The organism is Treponema sp. OMZ 788, from assembly GCF_024181245.1.
Lineage (GTDB): Bacteria > Spirochaetota > Spirochaetia > Treponematales > Treponemataceae > Treponema_B.
This window is the reverse complement of sequence record NZ_CP051199.1, coordinates 1,441,047-1,458,539: the sequence shown is the minus strand read 5'-3', so window position 1 is coordinate 1,458,539 and position 17,493 is coordinate 1,441,047. Positions and strand designations below refer to the sequence as shown.

Below are 17,493 nucleotides of genomic sequence, written 5' to 3'. Positions count from 1 at the left end.
GGAGGTAGAGTATGTATAATTTTGAATTTGAAGTACCGGTTAAAATTTTATTCGGTAAGGGCAGTATCGAGAACTTAACGCCTGAGATTCTCAAATACGGAAAAAGGGTTCTCCTTTGTTACGGCGGAGGAAGCATCAAAAAAATTGGGCTTTATGACACAATCACAAAAAAACTTGATGAAGCCGGAATCTTTTATAAGGAGCTTTCAGGTATTTCTCCTAATCCCCGGATAGAAGAGGTTGAAGAAGGAATAAAAATAGTCCGCGAAAACAAGCTGGATTTTATCCTGCCTGTCGGAGGAGGAAGCTCCATCGACTGTGCAAAGGCTGTTTCTGCGGGCGTAAACTATGAAGGAAGCACATGGGATTTGATCACGGGCAAGGCAGAAATTAAAAATGTTCTCCCGATAGGAACAGTCCTTACCCTTTCTGCGACCGGTTCCGAGATGAACTGCGGAGCAGTTATTTCAAACCTTAAAACCAAGGAAAAGCTCGGCTTCGGAGCTCCGCCGCTTCTTCCTAAATTTTCGGTTCTTGATCCCGAATACACCTATTCCGTTCCTAAAAATCAAACAGCCGCAGGTACGGCAGACATTATGAGCCACACCTTCGAGTGTTATTTTACCCTAAATGACGGAGCCTATCTTCAAGACAGGTTTGCAGAAAGCATCTTAAAAACCTGTATAGAGTACGGCCCCTTGGCTATTGAAAATCCCGAAAACTACGAAGCCCGCTCAAACCTTATGTGGGCAGGCACTTGGGCTATAAACGGCCTTTTAAGCAGCGGCAAAAAAACGGCTTGGTCGGTTCACCCTATGGAGCACGAGCTGAGCGCTTTTTACGACATCACTCACGGGGTCGGCTTGGCTATCTTAACCCCTCATTGGCTGCGTCATTGCTTAAACGATAAAACCGTAAAAAAGATAGCCGATTACGGCATAAATGTTTGGGGACTCCCTAAGGGAGAAGAAGTTTATAAAACAGCCGAAAAAGCAATCGAGTGTACTTCAGGCTTTTTTAAATCTCTCGGCATTCCGATGACCTTAAAAGAAGTAGGAATCGGTGAAGAGCATTTAAGAGAAATGGCCGAAGCAGCCGTTGCTCACCGAGGCAAAAACGGAGTTATCTACGGCTTTCAAGAGCTTAGAGCCGATGATGTTTATGCAATCTTTAAGGCTGCACTTTAAGCGATAAAATTATGAGCGATGATTTTGAGGTAGTGCGCCCCGAAGAGCAGGCCGGGGACGAAAAGGATAGAGCTCTTCGTCCCCGCTCTCTTGCAGACTTTCAGGGGCAGACAAAGGCAAAAGAAAATTTATCCGTCTTTATAAAAGCTGCCCGCGAAAGGGGCGAGAGCCTTGATCATCTTTTTTTTGATAGGCCCGCCCGGCTTGGGTAAAACAACCCTTGCCCAAATTACGGCCAATGAACTCGGTGTAGACTTTAAGGTTACGGGAGCTCCTGCCCTCGATAAGCCCAAGGACTTGGCAGGCATTCTCACCACTCTGACAGAACGCTCCGTATTTTTTATAGACGAGATTCACCGTCTAAAACCTGCCATCGAAGAGATGCTTTATATCGCAATGGAAGATTATGAACTCGACTGGATAATAGGGCAGGGGCCGGGAGCAAGAACTGTGCGCATTCCGATTCCGCCCTTTACCCTTGTCGGGGCGACCACGAGGGCCGGAATGGTTTCAAGCCCCCTCATAAGCCGCTTCGGCATTGTGCAGCGCTTTGAGTTTTACAGTCATGAAGAGCTTGCCTCGATTATAAGCCGTTCCGCTTCTATCCTCGAAATCAAGATAGAAAAAAAAGCCGCCCTTGCCTTGGCCCGCTGTTCCCGCGGAACTCCGCGTGTGGCAAACCGTTTGCTGCGGCGTATGAGGGACTTTGCTCAGGTTGCAGGCAAGAGCTCGATTGACGAGATGACAGTCGCCGCAGGTCTAAAGCAGCTTAACATCGACGGCCTCGGACTTGAAACCTATGACAGGCAGATACTCCGTTCGATTATCGAAAATTACTCAGGCGGCCCCGTTGGTGCCGAAACCCTTGCAATCTCGATAGGAGAATCTCAAGACACTCTGGAAGATTATTACGAGCCCTATCTCATCCAGTCGGGCCTTCTCCAACGCACTCCGCGCGGCCGCATGGTTACGCTCAAAGCCTATGAGCATCTGGGACTAAATCCGCCGAGGGTAGGGGATGGGCAAGAGGGGCTATTTGATTAGATATGGCCGGTCTATTCGATTAAACCTGAGACCTGTCGCTGTGATTAGTGTTTAGGCTGGTCTATTTGTCTTCCTCAATCATCCACATCTTGTGTATTTTTTGATTTCTAAAATCTTCGGGGATTGAGGCCCTTGTTATGTCCCTTACCCTTATCTTTTTTTTGGAAGAATTAATCAGCTCTTCTTCGTCGAATTTTATTTTTTTGGAATTGGTCGAAAAATAAAGTCTTCCATTTTTTGAAAGTACGTCGAGGCAGAGGAGGCAGAGTTTAAGCCAATCCCGGTTTACATCAAAAACATCAGCACTTTTCGAATTTGAAAATGTCGGAGGGTCGCAGATAATTAAATCCCATTTTTTTTCTTCTTCGATTGCTTTTTCCAAAAACCGGATTACATCGCTTTTTATAAGCCGGTTTTTTTCTTCATCGAAAAGCTTGTTTAGTTTTAAATTTTCTTTTGCCCAATTTAAGTAGGTATTTGAGAGGTCTACCGAATCTACTGAAACGGCTCCGCCTTTTGCAGCATGAACCGAAAAACTTCCCGTGTAAGAAAATAAATTTAAAACTTTTTTGTTCCTTGCTTCTTTAAAAATCATGGAACGGGCAGGGCGGTGATCCAAAAAAAGACCGGAATCCAGATAGTCTTCTACATTTATGTAGAATAAACATTCTCCTTCTTTTACCCTTATAAGATTTTTGTTTGAGTTAACCTTTTCGTATTGGTTTTTTCCTTTTTGCTTTTCCCTCAATTTTGTAAAAATTCTTTCCTTAGGTATAGAAAGGCTTGAAGACGCCGCTTCTTCAATTTCTAAAAGCCATTCCTTTTCTTCATCTTGGGATTTTTCGTAGGGTCTCTTGTAAAGATAGATAACCAAAAAAGCGGTCTTTTCCATTCCGTCTGTTTCGGCTAGGTAGAGGTCGACGGCAAGAGGAACTTCAGGAATATCCTTATCATACAGCCTGTAGGCAAAAATTCCTTCCCGTCTTGCCCATTTTGATAAATGTTTAAAGCGTTTTTGCAGGCGGTTTTTAAAAAGCTCCGCCTGATATTGATTTTTTTCCATTTATTTTTTTATGCTCATCATAACACCGAGCATGGCATATCCTGAGCTCAAATCTTCTTTTTGTACTACAACTCCGGCAGGTACATTGATTTTGATACTGGTAAAATTCCAAATTGCCTTGATACCGGCTTTTACCAATGTATTTGCAGCTTCTTGGGCATAGGCTGAAGGAACGGTTAAAATAGCGATTTCAGGGTTATATTCCTTGACTTTTTGATCTAATTCTTCAATTCTAAACACGGGAAGTCCGTGGATTTCTTTTCCTATTTTCTTTTTGTCGGAATCAAAGGCCGCACAAATTTCAAGCCCGAACTCTTTAAGTCCGTTATAGCCTGAAAGAGCTGTGCCCAAACTTCCGGCTCCTATTACAAAGGCCTTTTTTGCTTTATTCCATCCTAAAAATTTTTCGATGGCGGTTATTAGAGATTTAACCGGATAGCCTTTTTTTGGCTTACCTACAATTCCGGTAATTGTCAGGTCCTTTCTGACCTGAATGGGTTCAAGCTCCAATTCTTCGGCAATAACTGTTCCCGATATATATTCCAACTTATCGGCTTCAGCTTTTTTTACAAGCTGCAGATAAGAGGGAAGTCTCCGCACAGATGGAGCTGCAGGTACTTTTTGTTTTGTCATAGAATCCTTCTTAAAAGTAAAAGTATTTAATGATAGATATTACATTTAAATACTTGTCAATGTCAAGGTAACAATTATAGATTGTTTTGCATTTTTAATGATGTTTTTAAATTATCCTTAAAAAAATGGAGCTTTAGTATTGACAAGCTATCAATTTTGTAATATTATTGAGCCTATACTATTATTTAAGGAGAGCCGGAATGCCTTGCGGAAAAAAACGAAAACGAAAGAAGATGTCGACGCATAAACGAAAGAAGAAGCTTAGAAAGAATCGACATAAGAACAAGAAATAAATTAGGAGGGTTTACCCCTAATTGTTCAAATATCTATAGCTTTCGGTTAAACGGAAGGGGGGCTCAGATTTGAAGCCCCTTTTTTTTAGATTTCGGTGGAATATTAATGACAAAAAACACCTTGTTAAGTAAAATAAAAGGCCCCGAGGATATAAAGCTCCTTTCCTATGATGAACTTAAAGCCCTCGCTGTAGAAATAAGAAAAGAAATTCTCTCTGTAGTAGGCCGTAACGGCGGCCATCTTGCAAGCAATTTGGGAGTAATAGAGCTTACGCTTGCGATTCACAGGGTTTTTTCAAGTCCCCATGATGCCATTGTCTGGGATGTCGGCCATCAGGCCTATACTCATAAGTTGATAACAGGCAGACAAGCCCGTTTTTCTACCTTGCGCCTTTGGGACGGCCTTTCGGGTTTTCCGAAAAGAGAAGAAAGCGTCCACGATGCCTTTAATACAGGCCACGCCTCAACCTCCATTTCCGCAGCCCTAGGAATTCTTGAAGGTAAAAGATTAAACAATGATAACGGAAAAGTTATAGCCGTCATCGGCGATGGTGCCATGACAGGCGGAATGGCCTTTGAAGCTCTTTCCAATGCCGGAGAGTTAAAAAAAGATTTAATCGTAATTATCAACGATAATAAAATGTCTATCAGCAAAAATACCGGTGCTTTTTCCGAGTATTTGAGCCGTCTTACCGTTCATGCAGGTTATCAGCGTTTTAAGTATCTATTTGATAAGGCTATCGGTTCGATTCCCCTTGTAGGAAACAAACTTAATTCTGTAATTTGGCGTTTAAAAAGAGGAATGAAGGGGATTTTCTACAAGAATAACATCTTTGTTGACTTCGGTTTTGAATATGTCGGTCCGATAAACGGCCATAGCTTAAGAGAGCTTGAAAAGGTTTTAAAAAACATAAAAAAATTAAACAGTCCTGTTGTTATGCTTGTTGAAACTACCAAGGGTAAGGGCTATCCATTGGCCGAAATAAATCCTGCAGCCTTCCACGGAATCGGCCCCTTTAATATTGCCGACGGAAAGGTAGAAAAAAACGATGCTATTACCTTTACTCAAGCATTCGGAAAGTCCTTGATAAAGGCAGCCGAAAAGAATCCTAAGATCGCGGCCGTAACGGCAGCCATGGAGTCGGGAACCGGTCTTTCTATATTTCATAATAAATTTCCTGAAAGATTTTTTGATGTAGGTATTGCCGAAGGCCATGCCGTTACCTTTGCAGCAGGTCTGGCCTCTGCAGGGATGAAGCCTGTTGCGGCAATTTACAGCACATTTTTACAGCGGGCAATAGATCAGATTATCCACGACACTTCAATACAAAACTTGCCTGTGGTTTTTGCCATAGACCGTGCGGGCCCTGTTCCGGCTGACGGCGAAACCCATCAGGGGCTTTTTGATATAGCATTGCTTCGGCCCATTCCCAATATGACAATCCTTTGTCCTGCATCAGAAAAAGAGCTGGATCTAATGCTTTCGTGGTCCCTCATCCAGGATAACCCGGTAGCAATAAGGTATCCTAAGGCCGATTGTCCTAAGGAAATCCCCGAATTTTCTCATGGTATAGAAAAAGGCCGCGGAGTACTTATAAAGAATTCTGATAAGAGCCGCATTCTTATTGCCTGTACCGGAGGAATGTATAGTGAAGTTAACGTAGCTTCTGCAATTCTTGCTCATAAGGGTCTTTTTACTGATATATATAATTTGAGATTTGCAAAGCCCATAGACGAAAAATACTTTTTAAACATTACAAAAGATTATTCTCACATTCTTTTTGTAGAAGACGGTATGAAGATAGGCAGCCTAAGCTCGTATTTGGAATCTCGTGTTTTAAGTTCGCAAATTAACAAAGCCGGGTATCAAAATAAAAGAACCGAGGTGCTTGCCTTTGAAGATATGTTCTTCCCTCATGGAACCCGATCCGAAATTTTTAAGGGAGCAGGAGTATCCGCAGAACACATCGTTCAAGCCGCAGAATTACTGTTTACAGAAACTCATACATCTTCTACTGCTATTGAGATAAAGGAGCATTAAGATATGGAATTTATTAGAAACATTACGGCTTTTTATTATTCATATCTAAGGCCTGTTTTTGATGTGCTTTTACTGGCTTTTTTGATGTACAAGGCTTATCAAATTTTATTAAAAACTCAGGCAATTCAGCTTATAAAGGGTGCAATGTCGATATTGGTAATTTATGCCGTTGCCATGATTTTTAAGCTTGAAACCCTTTTATGGATTTTAAATACCCTAGGACCCGGCCTTGTCATAGGTGTCGCCATCGTATTCCAGCCGGAGCTTCGTAAAATATTTTTAAAGATAGGGCAGAGCAACTGGCTTAGAACCGGAAAGCACTCAAACCACAGCCATATCGATTCGGTTGTTACAGCTGCCGAAATCTTATCCGATAAAAGGCGGGGAATGCTGGTTGTTTTTATGCGCCGGAATAATTTAAAGGATATTATCGACACGGGAACAAAGCTTAATGCTGGGCTTTCATCCAGTCTTCTGGTTACGATTTTTGGGCATGACACTCCCTTACATGACGGTGCTGCAATTGTGCAAAACGGAATGGTTGTTTCGGCGGGATGTTTTCTTCCTCTTTCTGAACAGCAGGATATAAGAAAGAGCTTTGGAACCCGTCATAGGGCGGCAATAGGCGTTTCTGAAGAAACGGATGCCGTTGTTCTTGTCGTATCCGAAGAAACAGGAGCCTTGAGTCTTGCCTATGATTCCCACCTTTACTACGATTTAGATGCTGATGAAGTTGTCGCTCAGTTGGAACAGCTTTTGGAAATAAAAAAATATTTTGCTCAAGAAGAGTCTTTGGATTTAGCGGAGGCCTTACAAGATGAAAATTAAAAAAATAATTGACCGTTTAGCGGAAAACTGGCTTGCAAAGGTTATAAGTTTTGCACTGGCCATAGTTTTGGTGCAGTTATACAAGGGCAGCCTTTTAGAAAAAAAATATTTTTATGCTCCTCTTGTAATAGAGAATTCGGGAGATCTTGTTCCGGCTGTAAATATTCCGCGGTTGGTAAAAATTTCGGTCTGGGGAGATTCAACAGTTATAGCTCCGATTCGTGAAGAACATATTACCGCCTATATGGATCTATCTTTGATTACAAATCCTGGGGAATACCGAATTCCTATTCAGGCAAAATTAAAGGGCTTGGCTTCTGATGTAACCGATTTTGAGGTTGAGGTTGAACCCTCCGATATAAAATTAACTCTTGAAGAAAGTTTATCCAAGCGGGTTAATGTCCGTCTGAATTTGGGAGGCGTTCCTGCAGAAAATTATGAAGTTTATGAAAGAGATGTGGACCCTTCTACGGTAGAAATAAAGGGCCCTCGCTCTGCGGTTTCTCAAGTGGAAGAAATGCTTACCAACAGCATACAAATCGATAATCGTAAAACGGGTTTTTCTGGCTATGTGGAGGTATTTGCATCTAATCCCCTTGTTTCTGTAGCCGGTACTTCAAGGATTGCCTATTCGGTTAAAATTCGGGAAATAGTAAGCGTTCAAACCTATGGAGGGATCAATTTATTCTTTGATAATTTAGACGCAAAATTTGAGGCTGTTTCAGATATTTCTGCCGGTAACCTAACAGTAAGAGGTGCTAAGTCTGTTATTGCTTCATGGGTTCCGCCTGCAAATGTTTTGAGGGTAAACTGCGGCAATATAACAAAACCTGGCATATACAGTTTGCCGGTTCAAGCTGTTATTCCCGGAAAGCTTTCTCTTATAGATGCAAACCCGAAAAATATTCAGTTTGAAGTCAGGGAAAAGTCTTCCGAATAAAAAACTATGATACTCGGTCTCGGTATAGACATAGTTGAAGTTTCCCGTCTCGAAAAATGGCTGAGCGATAAAAAGCTCCTTGAAAGATTTTTTTGTAAAGAAGAAATTGAATATGTGCTTTCAAAGGAAAACGGAGCAGCCCGCTCCTTGGCCGTCCGCTTTGCGGCAAAGGAGGCCTTCGGTAAGGCTCTCGGAACAGGCTTGACCGGTATAGAGCTAAAAGATATTGCCGTTTCAAACGATAAGGCGGGAAAGCCTTTTTTAAAACTTTCAGGAACCGCCCTTGAAGCCTTAAATAAAAAGGGCGGGGCATCTTGTCATCTTTCGCTAAGCCATGAAAAAACTACCGCCGCCGCCGTTGTTATAATCGAGGCTTGAGATTAAGCGGTGCAGTTCTTGAAATCTGAAGATTTTCGGGGTTGATAATTTAAAGAAAAGGGTTTATAATTTATAGAGATGATAGAGAAATGTACCGATAGAAGATACAAATATTCTCACAAAAAAAGTGCAGAAAGTTTTGTAAACGTACTTGACACGAAACATCATATCGTTCAAACTTCACAACTTCACAACTTCACAACTTCACAACTTCACAACTTCACAACTTCACAACTTCACAACTTCACAACTTCACAACTTCACAACTTTGGGTTAGCTGTGCTCAAATAAATTTACCCTCAAAACGACACAAATTTTCTTACACGATCAAACTCATTAAGCCGGTATTACTGTCTTTGACGGAGGTTTTAAGGTGGAACCTTAAGCTATGTGGGGTGGAAAAAGAGGAGAAAAATAATCGGAAGTTTTCTCTTAAAAGGAGTTTTTATGAAAAAACATAATTTGAAAAAGATTTTTCTGATTTTAACAATTTCAACGGTATTATTGACAGCCGCCGTATTTACAGCCTGTAAACAACTTTTAGATGACCCTGAAGAATTTTTAGAGTACTGGTTGAGCGAAGTTATTCCTGCGGGTTTTGACATTGATAAGCCGGTCAAAACGATAGGCGGTGTTACATGCGTATCGTCTGCGGAAGATGTAAGGGTTAATGTCAAACTGCAAAATCCCAAAAACTTTAAGCTCTTTACACCGGCATCCTCCATAGATGCGGGAAAGGTTATAAGCTTTCCCGGTCTTTCAACACAGCCGGTATACGGCACGGATTATACCTTAAAGCAAACGGCAAACGATAAACTTGAGATCACGTATAAATCGGTCTTTTTACAGCAGCACGAATGGGGTAAGGATGCTGTAGGAGCGGAAATTACCCTTATCTCCGAAGACGGCAGAAAATTCAAGAAAAAGTTTAAGTTTAACCTTAAAGTAAACACACCTCCTCCCAAGCCGTCCGCCGTTCTTGCCGAGACAATTTCGTCTCCGGCTAACTACGTTTTGTGTCTGCAAATTCCCGACATGGACCTGGCGGTTCCGGGCGGGCTTCTCCACAAAGACATTGCACAAATCGAAATAAACGGAACTTCATACCCTCTGACGGTAAGCGGCGGAAACTTTGTAAAACCCGCCGATCCGCACTTTATCGAGTATTCGGCAGTAAAACAGCTTTCGGAAAGCGGTGCGGCTTACGTTCCGTCCGGTAACCGGGTTTTATACTACAATACCGGCTTAGCAGTCGGACAGCCTTACCGAGCTTACACAATCAGCCTCAAGGACAATCAGGGACTGGTCTCCGAAACGCTTGAAACGGGTACTGCCCTGCCCGTACCTCCGCCCGAAACCATTTCCATAACAATCGGAGAACAAGGTACGGGAAGCGGAATTTCGGCTGCCGACCCCGTCATTATAAAAGGGACTGCCGGTACGCCTGAAGCACGGATACAAATTGCGAACAGCGGTACGGGAACAACCGTTCACTGCACGGTAACGGACATCGCAGAGGACACAACGATACGGTATAAGGCAAATCCCGTTATAGCGCCGCTAAGCTTAAAAGGTGGAAACGAAAGACTCTACAAGGTAGAATATTACACGGACGGAACAGGGTATACTTCGTCTCCGTCTAAAACGGTGTATTACAAGGTTCTCAAGCAGTACCCCGTAACCTTCAGCGTAGAAGGCGGAAATGGAACCCTTACCGCCCAAATAAGCGGAAATTCGCCAACATCGGCTAGTCCTATTCAAGTACCCTACGGCGAAAACGTAACCTTTGTTGCACAACCTAATTCCGGCTGGGAAGTAGAAAAATGGACTGTAAACGGCACCCAGGTAACCGGAAACACAACATACGTCCTTAACAACGTAACCGCCGCTGCAACCCTAAAAGTCAAGTTTAAACAAAGTCAGGTTACCATAAACGGCACCGATCCCAATGCATGGGGAAAGCTAAAAGCAGCGGTAGAAGGCGGCACTGTGCAGGTTATTATCATAAGCGGTACAATAAAGGCTCCTAACGGATCAACTAAAATCGAGGTAAAAAGAACCGTTACCGTAGAAGGCGAAAATGAAAGTACCGATATCTTGAATGCCGATGAAAAATGTTTGATTTTCGATGTATGGAATAACGGGGACTTAACTCTTAAAAAACTCACACTCAAAAAAGGTAAAAATGAAGGGGCTACATTCGGCGGAGGTGCAATCTATTGCGGAGGCGGTACCGTAACGGTAGGGAATGTTACTATTACGGACTGCAAAGCCGACAAAGGCGGCGGCATATATATGAACGGCGGCACTTTCAATATGAAAAATAACTCTGTTATAGGCGGACAGGTGTCAACTGACGGCAATAAAGCTGTGGGCGGTTCCGGCGGCGGCGTTTATATGGCAGGCGGCACTTTCAATATGACGAGCGGAATAATAAAGTACAATTCAAGCAAAGACGGAGCAGGTGTTTATATTAAGAAAGGTGCTTTTATAATGAATGGAAGCATACTACAAAATCAAGCGGAAAGCGGAGGTAAAGGATCGGGCATTTATCTTGAAAATGATGCTTCTGCAAGTTTAACCATGAACAAATCGGCATCGGTTTCTACAACAATGTCTCCAAAAAACGACATCTATCTTAAATCAGGCGCAAAAATCACCCTTACCGAAGCATTTTCCTCCGCCGACACGGCAGCCTGTATTACACCGGAGTCACTCTACGACGAAGGCAGACAAGTGCTGGACGAAGCTATAATGTTAGGCGATCCTCAAAACTACAAAAAATTCGAGGTAACGCCGGAACCTAAAGACGGAAATACCATAAACTGGACAATAGATAATCAGGGAAAACTTAAAAAGGTTGGAATACTTATAACCGGCACCGATGAAAATCCATGGAAAAAGCTAAAAACAGCGGTAGGAGCAGCCAATGACGGCGACACTATCGTTATAAGCGGCGAAATAAAGGCAACAGATTTAGCCGGCAATAACGGCGAAATCTTAATCAAGAAAAAACTTACAATACAGGGTAAAACGGGCAAAACTACAGATATTCTTAACGCAAACAAAGATACAAACGGCAAATCTAAACACCGTATCTTTATAGTGAAAATCAGTGACCCTAATAAATCGCTCACCCTTGAAAACCTGACGCTTAAAGGCGGCATGGCGTATAAGAATGGCGGTGCAATTATGACCACCTCCAGCATCATCAATATAGCAAACTGCACCATTACCAAAAACACGGCTATGGATTACGGCGGTGCAATTATGAGCGACGGCAGCATCATCAATATAGCAAACTGCACCATTACCGAAAACACGGCTAAAGAAGGCGGCGGCATGTATATGAAAAACACTACTAGGTTTACAATGGAAAGCGGTGAAATAAAAAATAATACATCAACTTCAAAAGGCGGCGGCGTGTTTGTATATAACCATGGAACATTTACCATGAACGGAGGAGAGATAAGCGGCAACAGTGGAACAGAAGGCGGCGGCGTGTTTGTTGCAGATGTTATGTCCACCTTCCCCCCCTTAAAGATGAAAGGCAGCGCAAAAATAAATACAGACAACGAGATTTACCTTTCAAACGGTAAAACAATAACCATTGTCGGTACTTTAACCCCCGCAGACGGTATTGCAGGACGCATTACTGTACCGGCCGGCAACTATCAGCCGACTACGCAAGTGCTTACCGGCTCTGACGCTCTTTTAAACTCGGAACACAACAAATTTACCGTAACACCGAAAGACGACCAACAATGGAAGATTGACAATCGAGGTTACTTGCAGCAAAGGTAAGGAGGAATTAGGAATGGGAATGACAGATGATTAAATGCCGAATGATAAGTTTTGAGTACGGCAAAGATGGCTATTGAAGCAATCGGTGCAAATAGCTCTTTCCGCTTCAACTCTAAAAATAAAACTGCAAAGTATTATAAAAGAATGTCTTACAAAGATACATTTTAGATGCCTAAGTTAAAATTCCTTTTTCTCATATATTTTAATGCTCAAAAAAATCGAATAATAAATAGAGAAAATAATTATTCCTGCAAAGACTAGGGCCGGTGCAATCCCCTTAAGATTTATTATGTAATCGAAAGGTACACTTAAATTTTTTTTGCTGACAAAATAAATAGTTAGACCATATAAAATGCCCTTTATAGTATTTGCTTTTTTATTGTCAAAGTATTCCAAGGGAATAAATAAGATGTTATATATAAATTGGCAAACTATAAAAATGATAAAGACTTCTTTCGATATAACTATAGGTCTTTTTAATACGGCAGAAACCGTTATATGCGATAAAACTGAAAGAAGCATTGCCGATATCCCGAATAAAAAAATAATAAGATAGCGGCTGAGAACTATTTCTTTCCGGCTTACAGGTAAGGAATTTAATAGGATATCTTCGCCGATTCTAAAGCCTTCTATTCTTTCAATTTTTGTAGCAGCAGAAAAAATATGCATAGATACCACAAACGGAAAAAAGAATCCCAAAATACCGTATTTACTATTTCCCATAACCATAATGGGAGTTAGTATTATTATTGTGATAAGTATCACCATAAAAAACTTATTTTCTCTTGTTTTTCTAATATGTGTTAAAATCAATTGTCTCATAAAATTTCTCCTAACTGTTTATCGAATCTCCTATAAAAACTTAATTTGAAGCCTTTTCATAAAAAAACATGATGTCTTCTAAAGAAGGCTTTTCGATTATTAGGCTTGAAGGAAGACCTTGTTTTTCTTTTGTAAGGGCTTCAAAGCCTACTCCGGTTTTACGTATTCCGATAAACTTATTTTCTATTCCGTCTTTTAGCTCATCAAGACCTCCTTTTACCAGAGAGTATTCCGAAAAAACTATTTCTCCGTTTTTGATAAAGGTGATGTAGTCTGCAATGCGTTCCAAGTCGCTTGTAATATGGGTCGAAAAAAAGATGCTCGATTTTCCGTTTGCCCCGAATCTTTTTTGATTAGCTGCATGATGAGTTTAATCGTTGTGGTTTTTCCTGCCCCATTCGCTCCTATAAACCCCATCACCGTCCCTTTAGGGATTTGCAAGTTTATGTTTTTAAGACTAAAACTTTTATAATCCTTGTTTAAGTCTTTTATGTTTAAAATATAATCAATCATAATTAATCTCCATCAAAAAGAAGCTTTACTATCTGTAAAAATTCTTTTTCCGTTATCTTGAGCCTCTTGGCCTCATCGATGGCCTCGGCTATTTTTTCTTCTATCATACTTACTCCTGCTTCTTTAAGCCTTTCAGGATTTTGGTAGGCTACAAAGGAGCCCTTTCCTTGAACTGAGTCTATAAAGCCGTCTCTTTCCAATTCATCGTAAGCTCTCTTGGTTGTGATGACCGAAATTTGTAAATCCTTCGCCAAGGTTCTTATAGAGGGTAGGGGGACTCCTTCTTCTATTTCTCCGTTTAGGATTGCCTTTTTTATTGCCGAATATACTTGCTCGTATATAGGATCTTGAGATGAATTGGATATAATTATTTTTAAGATTTCCTTTACCTCCTTTAAAAAAAATAGCGGTACCTAATGTATATATAGTATATACTGTATATAAACACTTGTCAAGATCTAAAAAAGAAATTTTATAAAAATTTTTAATCGCAAAAGAACTTAAGCTGTTTCCCTCTTCTCTTTTTCCTTAAATTTTGATACATTATACATAATATGTTAGATTCTATAATTAAAATTCTTTTCGGCTCGAAGCATGAGCGGGATATTAAGGCCATGCTTCCGATTTTACACAAGATAAACGAAAAAGAGGCTTGGGCTCTCTCCCTCTCCGAGGAGGAGTTTAAGGCAAAAACGAATGAGTTTAGGGAACGCTATCAAAAAGGCGAATCCTTAGATTCCTTTATTCCTGAAGCCTTTGCCCTTGCACGCGAAGCGGCTAGGCGTATCTTGGGGGAGCGTCCCTACGATGTTCAGATTTTAGGCTCCCTTGTTCTCCATTCAGGAAAGATTGTTGAAATGAAAACGGGTGAGGGTAAGACCCTTATGAGCGTTGCCGCCGCCTACCTAAACAGCTTGACCGGAAAAGGCGTTCACATTGTAACGGTAAACGATTACCTTGCAGAGCGCGATGCCGACTGGATGAGACCTGTTTATTCTTACCTCGGAGTAAGTGTCGGAGTTATCCTTTCCAATATGGAAAACGATGCCCGCCGTATAGAATATAACTGCGATATAACCTACGGTACCAATAACGAGTTCGGTTTTGACTACCTACGCGACAATATGCAGATGAGGCTGAAGGATAAGACCCAAAGGGAATTCTCCTTTGCAATCGTAGACGAAATCGACTCTATCTTGATAGACGAGGCTAGAACTCCCTTGATTATTTCGGGAGCTGCCGAAGACGACACTCAGCGGTTTTTTGAGGTTGACCGTCTTATCGGCCAATTAAAAGAGGTCGAAAAAAATCCTGAAACGGGAGAGTATCCTAATGAGCTTGAAGGCGAAGAAGTTATCGGGGACTATACGGTAGACGAAAAAAGTAAGAGGGTTTCCTTTACCGATTCCGGTATGCTCCATATTCAGGACATCCTCCAAAGACAGGGACTTATCAAAAGCGGAAACCTCTTTGATGAAGAAAACTTTGAGTACATTCACTATTTTACCCAGTCGGTGAGGGCCCATATTCTTTTCCACATAGATGTAGACTATGTTGTTCAGGACGGACAGGTACAGATAGTAGACGAGTTTACTGGCCGTGTTTTAGAGGGCCGCCGTTATTCGGACGGGCTCCATCAGGCTATCGAAGCTAAGGAGCATATTAAGATTGCTCAAAGGAATAGAACCCTTGCGACCATTACCTTTCAAAACTTTTTTAGAATGTACGATAAGCTTTCCGGCATGACCGGTACTGCCGATACGGAAGCCGTAGAGTTTACAAAGATTTATAACCTCGATGTTGTAGTTATTCCGACTAACCTTCCCGTTGCCCGAAAGGACGAACACGACGTAATCTATCTAAACGAGAACGACAAATTTGAGGCCCTTTGTACCGAAATAAGCGAGGCCTATAAGAGGGGGCAGCCCGTCCTTGTAGGTACGGTTTCTATCGAAAAATCCGAGCTTATTTCAAAACTCTTGACTAAGAGGGGGGTAAGGCACGAGGTTTTAAATGCCAAAAATCACGAGAGGGAAGCCCTCATCATTGCAGAAGCCGGAGCAAAGGGCTCTGTTACCATAGCCACCAACATGGCAGGACGAGGTACCGACATTAAGCTGGGAGGAAGCCCCGAAATGCGCGCCAAAAAACGTACGGGAACAAATCCCAATCCCGATTACTACGAAAAAGTTCTTGCAGAAGAATATGCAAAATGGCAGGATGACTATAACGAGGTAAAATCTCTTGGAGGCCTTTATGTAATAGGTACTGAGCGTCATGAAAGCCGCCGAATCGATAACCAGCTTCGAGGCCGTTCAGGCCGTCAGGGAGATCCGGGCCGCTCCAAATTCTTCCTTTCTCTCGATGACGACCTCATGAGGCTTTTCGGAGGCGAAAATTTAAAGAATGTTATGTCCAAGGTCGGAATGCAGGCCGGAGACCCAATAGAGCATCCTTGGATAAATAAGAGTATCGAAAAGGCTCAGACAAAGGTCGAAACCAGAAACTTCGATATTCGAAAACACTTGTTGGAATATGACGACGTATTAAACGAACAGCGCTCCTTTATCTATGAACAGCGTAACGCAATCCTTGCAGACGAAAACCTCATCGAGCGTATTTATGCCACATTAGAAGAATTTATAAGCGAAAAATTCGATGAGTATAGTTCAAGCTCAAAGACCGAAAAGGAAGAAAGTGCGCGCCGTATAAAGGATATCTTTAGGGAAAAGTTTGCCTATACCCTGACCGAAGAAGATTTTGCAAACATCGATAAAAAGAATCATGAAGAAGAGATAAACGAATTTGTCGAGCATTTTACAAAAGAACTAAAAGAAAAAGAAGCTCTTGCAGGTAAGGAAAACTTAAACATGTTTATCCGCTATCAATATTTGCAGGCTATCGATAAAAAATGGCTCGACCATCTTGAAAATTTGGAATCCTTACGCGAGGCTGTTTATCTTCGCTCCTACGGCCAAAAAAATCCTTTGACAGAGTACAAGCTTGAAGGCTTCGATATTTTTTATTCCATGCTTGACGATATAAGAATCGAAATAGCCTCCCGTCTTGTCCGTGTTCAAATCAGCACGGAAGAAGAAGCCCATGCTTCACGGCAAATGCGTTCCATTCAAGGAAATGCCCAGCATAACTCGATGGGAAGTTTTTCAGGTGCAGGGCAGACAGCCCTTTCTTCCCGAAGCCGACCTGAAAATGCTCAGGTTGTGCGTACCGTTCCCAAGGTAGGAAGAAACGATCCATGTCCTTGCGGCAGCGGAAAAAAATACAAGCACTGCTGCGGAAGAAACGGGTAAGCTATATTTAATGGGTAATTGGTAGTTAGGAATGAAGAAAAAAAAACTTGTGGTATTGGTTTCGGGGAATGGGTCTAATCTTCAAGCCGTAATTGACGGAATAAAAATGAGTTCCATTGATTACACGATTGAGGCTGTCGTTTCAAACAAAAAAGATGCCTTTGCCCTAACCCGTGCCGAAAGGGAAGGAATTAAAACCCTTTATCTTCCCTTTAAAAAAGGATCATCCCGGAATGAATATGATGCCCTTCTTGCCGAAAAGGTTAGCGGATTTAAACCGGACTATGTTTTGCTTTTGGGCTGGATGAGAATTTTAACGGATAGCTTTATAGCTTCATTTAAGGATAGGCTTATAAATCTTCATCCTGCCCTGCCGGGGACTTTTCCGGGAACGGAGGCTATAGAGAGGCAGTACGAGGCTTTTATGAAAGGAGAAATTTCTCGTTGCGGAATTATGACCCACTTTGTTCCCGATGAGGGAGTAGATTCCGGGCCTATTATTTTTGCCGAGGAAGTTCCGATTTTTAAAAATGAGGGATTAGAAGATTTTGAAAAAAGAGTGCATGAGGCGGAACACGCCCTTGTAATAAAAACGCTAAAGGCTTTATGATGGAGGTTTGATAAACAGTTCGGCAG

Annotated in this window: 12 protein-coding genes and 2 pseudogenes; 9 read left to right on the top strand and 5 right to left on the bottom strand. The window is 41.8% G+C overall.

Annotated elements, in window-relative coordinates:
• The first annotated feature begins 11 nt into the window (after positions 1-11).
• Positions 12-1,187: an iron-containing alcohol dehydrogenase gene (locus tag E4O00_RS07150; RefSeq protein WP_253676673.1), complete on the top strand. Its 1,176-nt coding sequence runs from the start codon at positions 12-14 to the stop codon at positions 1,185-1,187.
• 11 nt (positions 1,188-1,198) lie between these two features.
• A pseudogene (ruvB, locus tag E4O00_RS07145) lies at positions 1,199-2,231 on the top strand (Holliday junction branch migration DNA helicase RuvB).
• Positions 2,232-2,292: 61 nt separating this feature from the next.
• Here ruvB and E4O00_RS07140 read toward each other — a convergent pair.
• Positions 2,293-3,294 carry a class I SAM-dependent methyltransferase gene (locus E4O00_RS07140; protein WP_253676672.1) on the bottom strand — a complete coding sequence of 334 codons (1,002 nt, stop codon included), beginning with the start codon at positions 3,292-3,294 and terminating at the stop codon, positions 2,293-2,295.
• Complete coding sequence (locus tag E4O00_RS07135) at positions 3,295-3,927, bottom strand: redox-sensing transcriptional repressor Rex (protein WP_253676671.1); 633 nt, start codon at positions 3,925-3,927, stop codon at positions 3,295-3,297. It abuts the gene before it with no gap.
• 399 nt (positions 3,928-4,326) lie between these two features.
• On the opposite strand from E4O00_RS07135, the gene dxs reads away from it, so the two are divergent.
• From dxs to E4O00_RS07110, 5 genes are all read left to right on the top strand, one after another.
• Positions 4,327-6,261, top strand: coding sequence for a 1-deoxy-D-xylulose-5-phosphate synthase (gene dxs, locus E4O00_RS07130; RefSeq protein ID WP_253676670.1), 1,935 nt, complete (start codon positions 4,327-4,329; stop codon positions 6,259-6,261).
• A 3-nt stretch (positions 6,262-6,264) separates the two neighbouring features.
• Positions 6,265-7,089, top strand: coding sequence for a diadenylate cyclase CdaA (gene cdaA, locus E4O00_RS07125; RefSeq protein WP_253676669.1), 825 nt, complete (start codon positions 6,265-6,267; stop codon positions 7,087-7,089).
• Positions 7,079-8,029 carry a CdaR family protein gene (locus tag E4O00_RS07120; protein WP_253676668.1) on the top strand — a complete coding sequence of 317 codons (951 nt, stop codon included), beginning with the start codon at positions 7,079-7,081 and terminating at the stop codon, positions 8,027-8,029. The genes cdaA and E4O00_RS07120 overlap by 11 nt, the downstream gene beginning before the upstream one ends.
• Before the next feature lie 6 nt (positions 8,030-8,035).
• Complete coding sequence (locus tag E4O00_RS07115; protein ID WP_253676667.1) at positions 8,036-8,407, top strand: holo-ACP synthase; 372 nt, start codon at positions 8,036-8,038, stop codon at positions 8,405-8,407.
• Between the two features lie 447 nt (positions 8,408-8,854).
• Positions 8,855-12,211, top strand: a complete 3,357-nt coding sequence (locus E4O00_RS07110; RefSeq protein ID WP_253676666.1) for a right-handed parallel beta-helix repeat-containing protein — start codon at positions 8,855-8,857, stop codon at positions 12,209-12,211.
• Positions 12,212-12,388: 177 nt separating this feature from the next.
• On the opposite strand, the gene E4O00_RS07105 is transcribed toward E4O00_RS07110, so the two are convergent.
• From E4O00_RS07105 to E4O00_RS07090, 3 genes and pseudogenes are all read right to left on the bottom strand, one after another.
• Positions 12,389-13,033 carry an ABC-2 transporter permease gene (locus E4O00_RS07105; protein ID WP_253676665.1) on the bottom strand — a complete coding sequence of 215 codons (645 nt, stop codon included), beginning with the start codon at positions 13,031-13,033 and terminating at the stop codon, positions 12,389-12,391.
• Positions 13,034-13,073: 40 nt separating this feature from the next.
• Positions 13,074-13,543, bottom strand: a pseudogene (locus tag E4O00_RS14240) (ATP-binding cassette domain-containing protein).
• Between the two features lie 5 nt (positions 13,544-13,548).
• Complete coding sequence (locus E4O00_RS07090) at positions 13,549-13,836, bottom strand: GntR family transcriptional regulator (protein ID WP_253679670.1); 288 nt, start codon at positions 13,834-13,836, stop codon at positions 13,549-13,551.
• A gap of 264 nt (positions 13,837-14,100) precedes the next feature.
• On the opposite strand from E4O00_RS07090, the gene secA reads away from it, so the two are divergent.
• Positions 14,101-16,857, top strand: a complete 2,757-nt coding sequence (secA, locus tag E4O00_RS07085; protein ID WP_253676662.1) for a preprotein translocase subunit SecA — start codon at positions 14,101-14,103, stop codon at positions 16,855-16,857.
• Positions 16,858-16,888: 31 nt separating this feature from the next.
• On the top strand, positions 16,889-17,467 hold the full coding sequence (purN, locus tag E4O00_RS07080; protein WP_253676661.1) for a phosphoribosylglycinamide formyltransferase: 579 nt from the start codon (positions 16,889-16,891) through the stop codon (positions 17,465-17,467).
• Positions 17,468-17,493 lie beyond the last annotated feature (26 nt).

Excerpts from the sequence above, each read along its gene's own strand:
- E4O00_RS07150 (WP_253676673.1), top strand. The coding sequence starts at position 12 with ATGTATAATTTTGAATTTGAAGTACCGGTTAAAATTTTATTCGGTAAG.
- E4O00_RS07140 (WP_253676672.1), bottom strand. The coding sequence starts at position 3,294 with ATGGAAAAAAATCAATATCAGGCGGAGCTTTTTAAAAACCGCCTGCAA.
- E4O00_RS07135 (WP_253676671.1), bottom strand. The coding sequence starts at position 3,927 with ATGACAAAACAAAAAGTACCTGCAGCTCCATCTGTGCGGAGACTTCCC.
- dxs (WP_253676670.1), top strand. The coding sequence starts at position 4,327 with ATGACAAAAAACACCTTGTTAAGTAAAATAAAAGGCCCCGAGGATATA.
- cdaA (WP_253676669.1), top strand. The coding sequence starts at position 6,265 with ATGGAATTTATTAGAAACATTACGGCTTTTTATTATTCATATCTAAGG.
- E4O00_RS07120 (WP_253676668.1), top strand. The coding sequence starts at position 7,079 with ATGAAAATTAAAAAAATAATTGACCGTTTAGCGGAAAACTGGCTTGCA.
- E4O00_RS07115 (WP_253676667.1), top strand. The coding sequence starts at position 8,036 with ATGATACTCGGTCTCGGTATAGACATAGTTGAAGTTTCCCGTCTCGAA.
- E4O00_RS07110 (WP_253676666.1), top strand. The coding sequence starts at position 8,855 with ATGAAAAAACATAATTTGAAAAAGATTTTTCTGATTTTAACAATTTCA.
- E4O00_RS07105 (WP_253676665.1), bottom strand. The coding sequence starts at position 13,033 with ATGAGACAATTGATTTTAACACATATTAGAAAAACAAGAGAAAATAAG.
- secA (WP_253676662.1), top strand. The coding sequence starts at position 14,101 with ATGTTAGATTCTATAATTAAAATTCTTTTCGGCTCGAAGCATGAGCGG.
- purN (WP_253676661.1), top strand. The coding sequence starts at position 16,889 with ATGAAGAAAAAAAAACTTGTGGTATTGGTTTCGGGGAATGGGTCTAAT.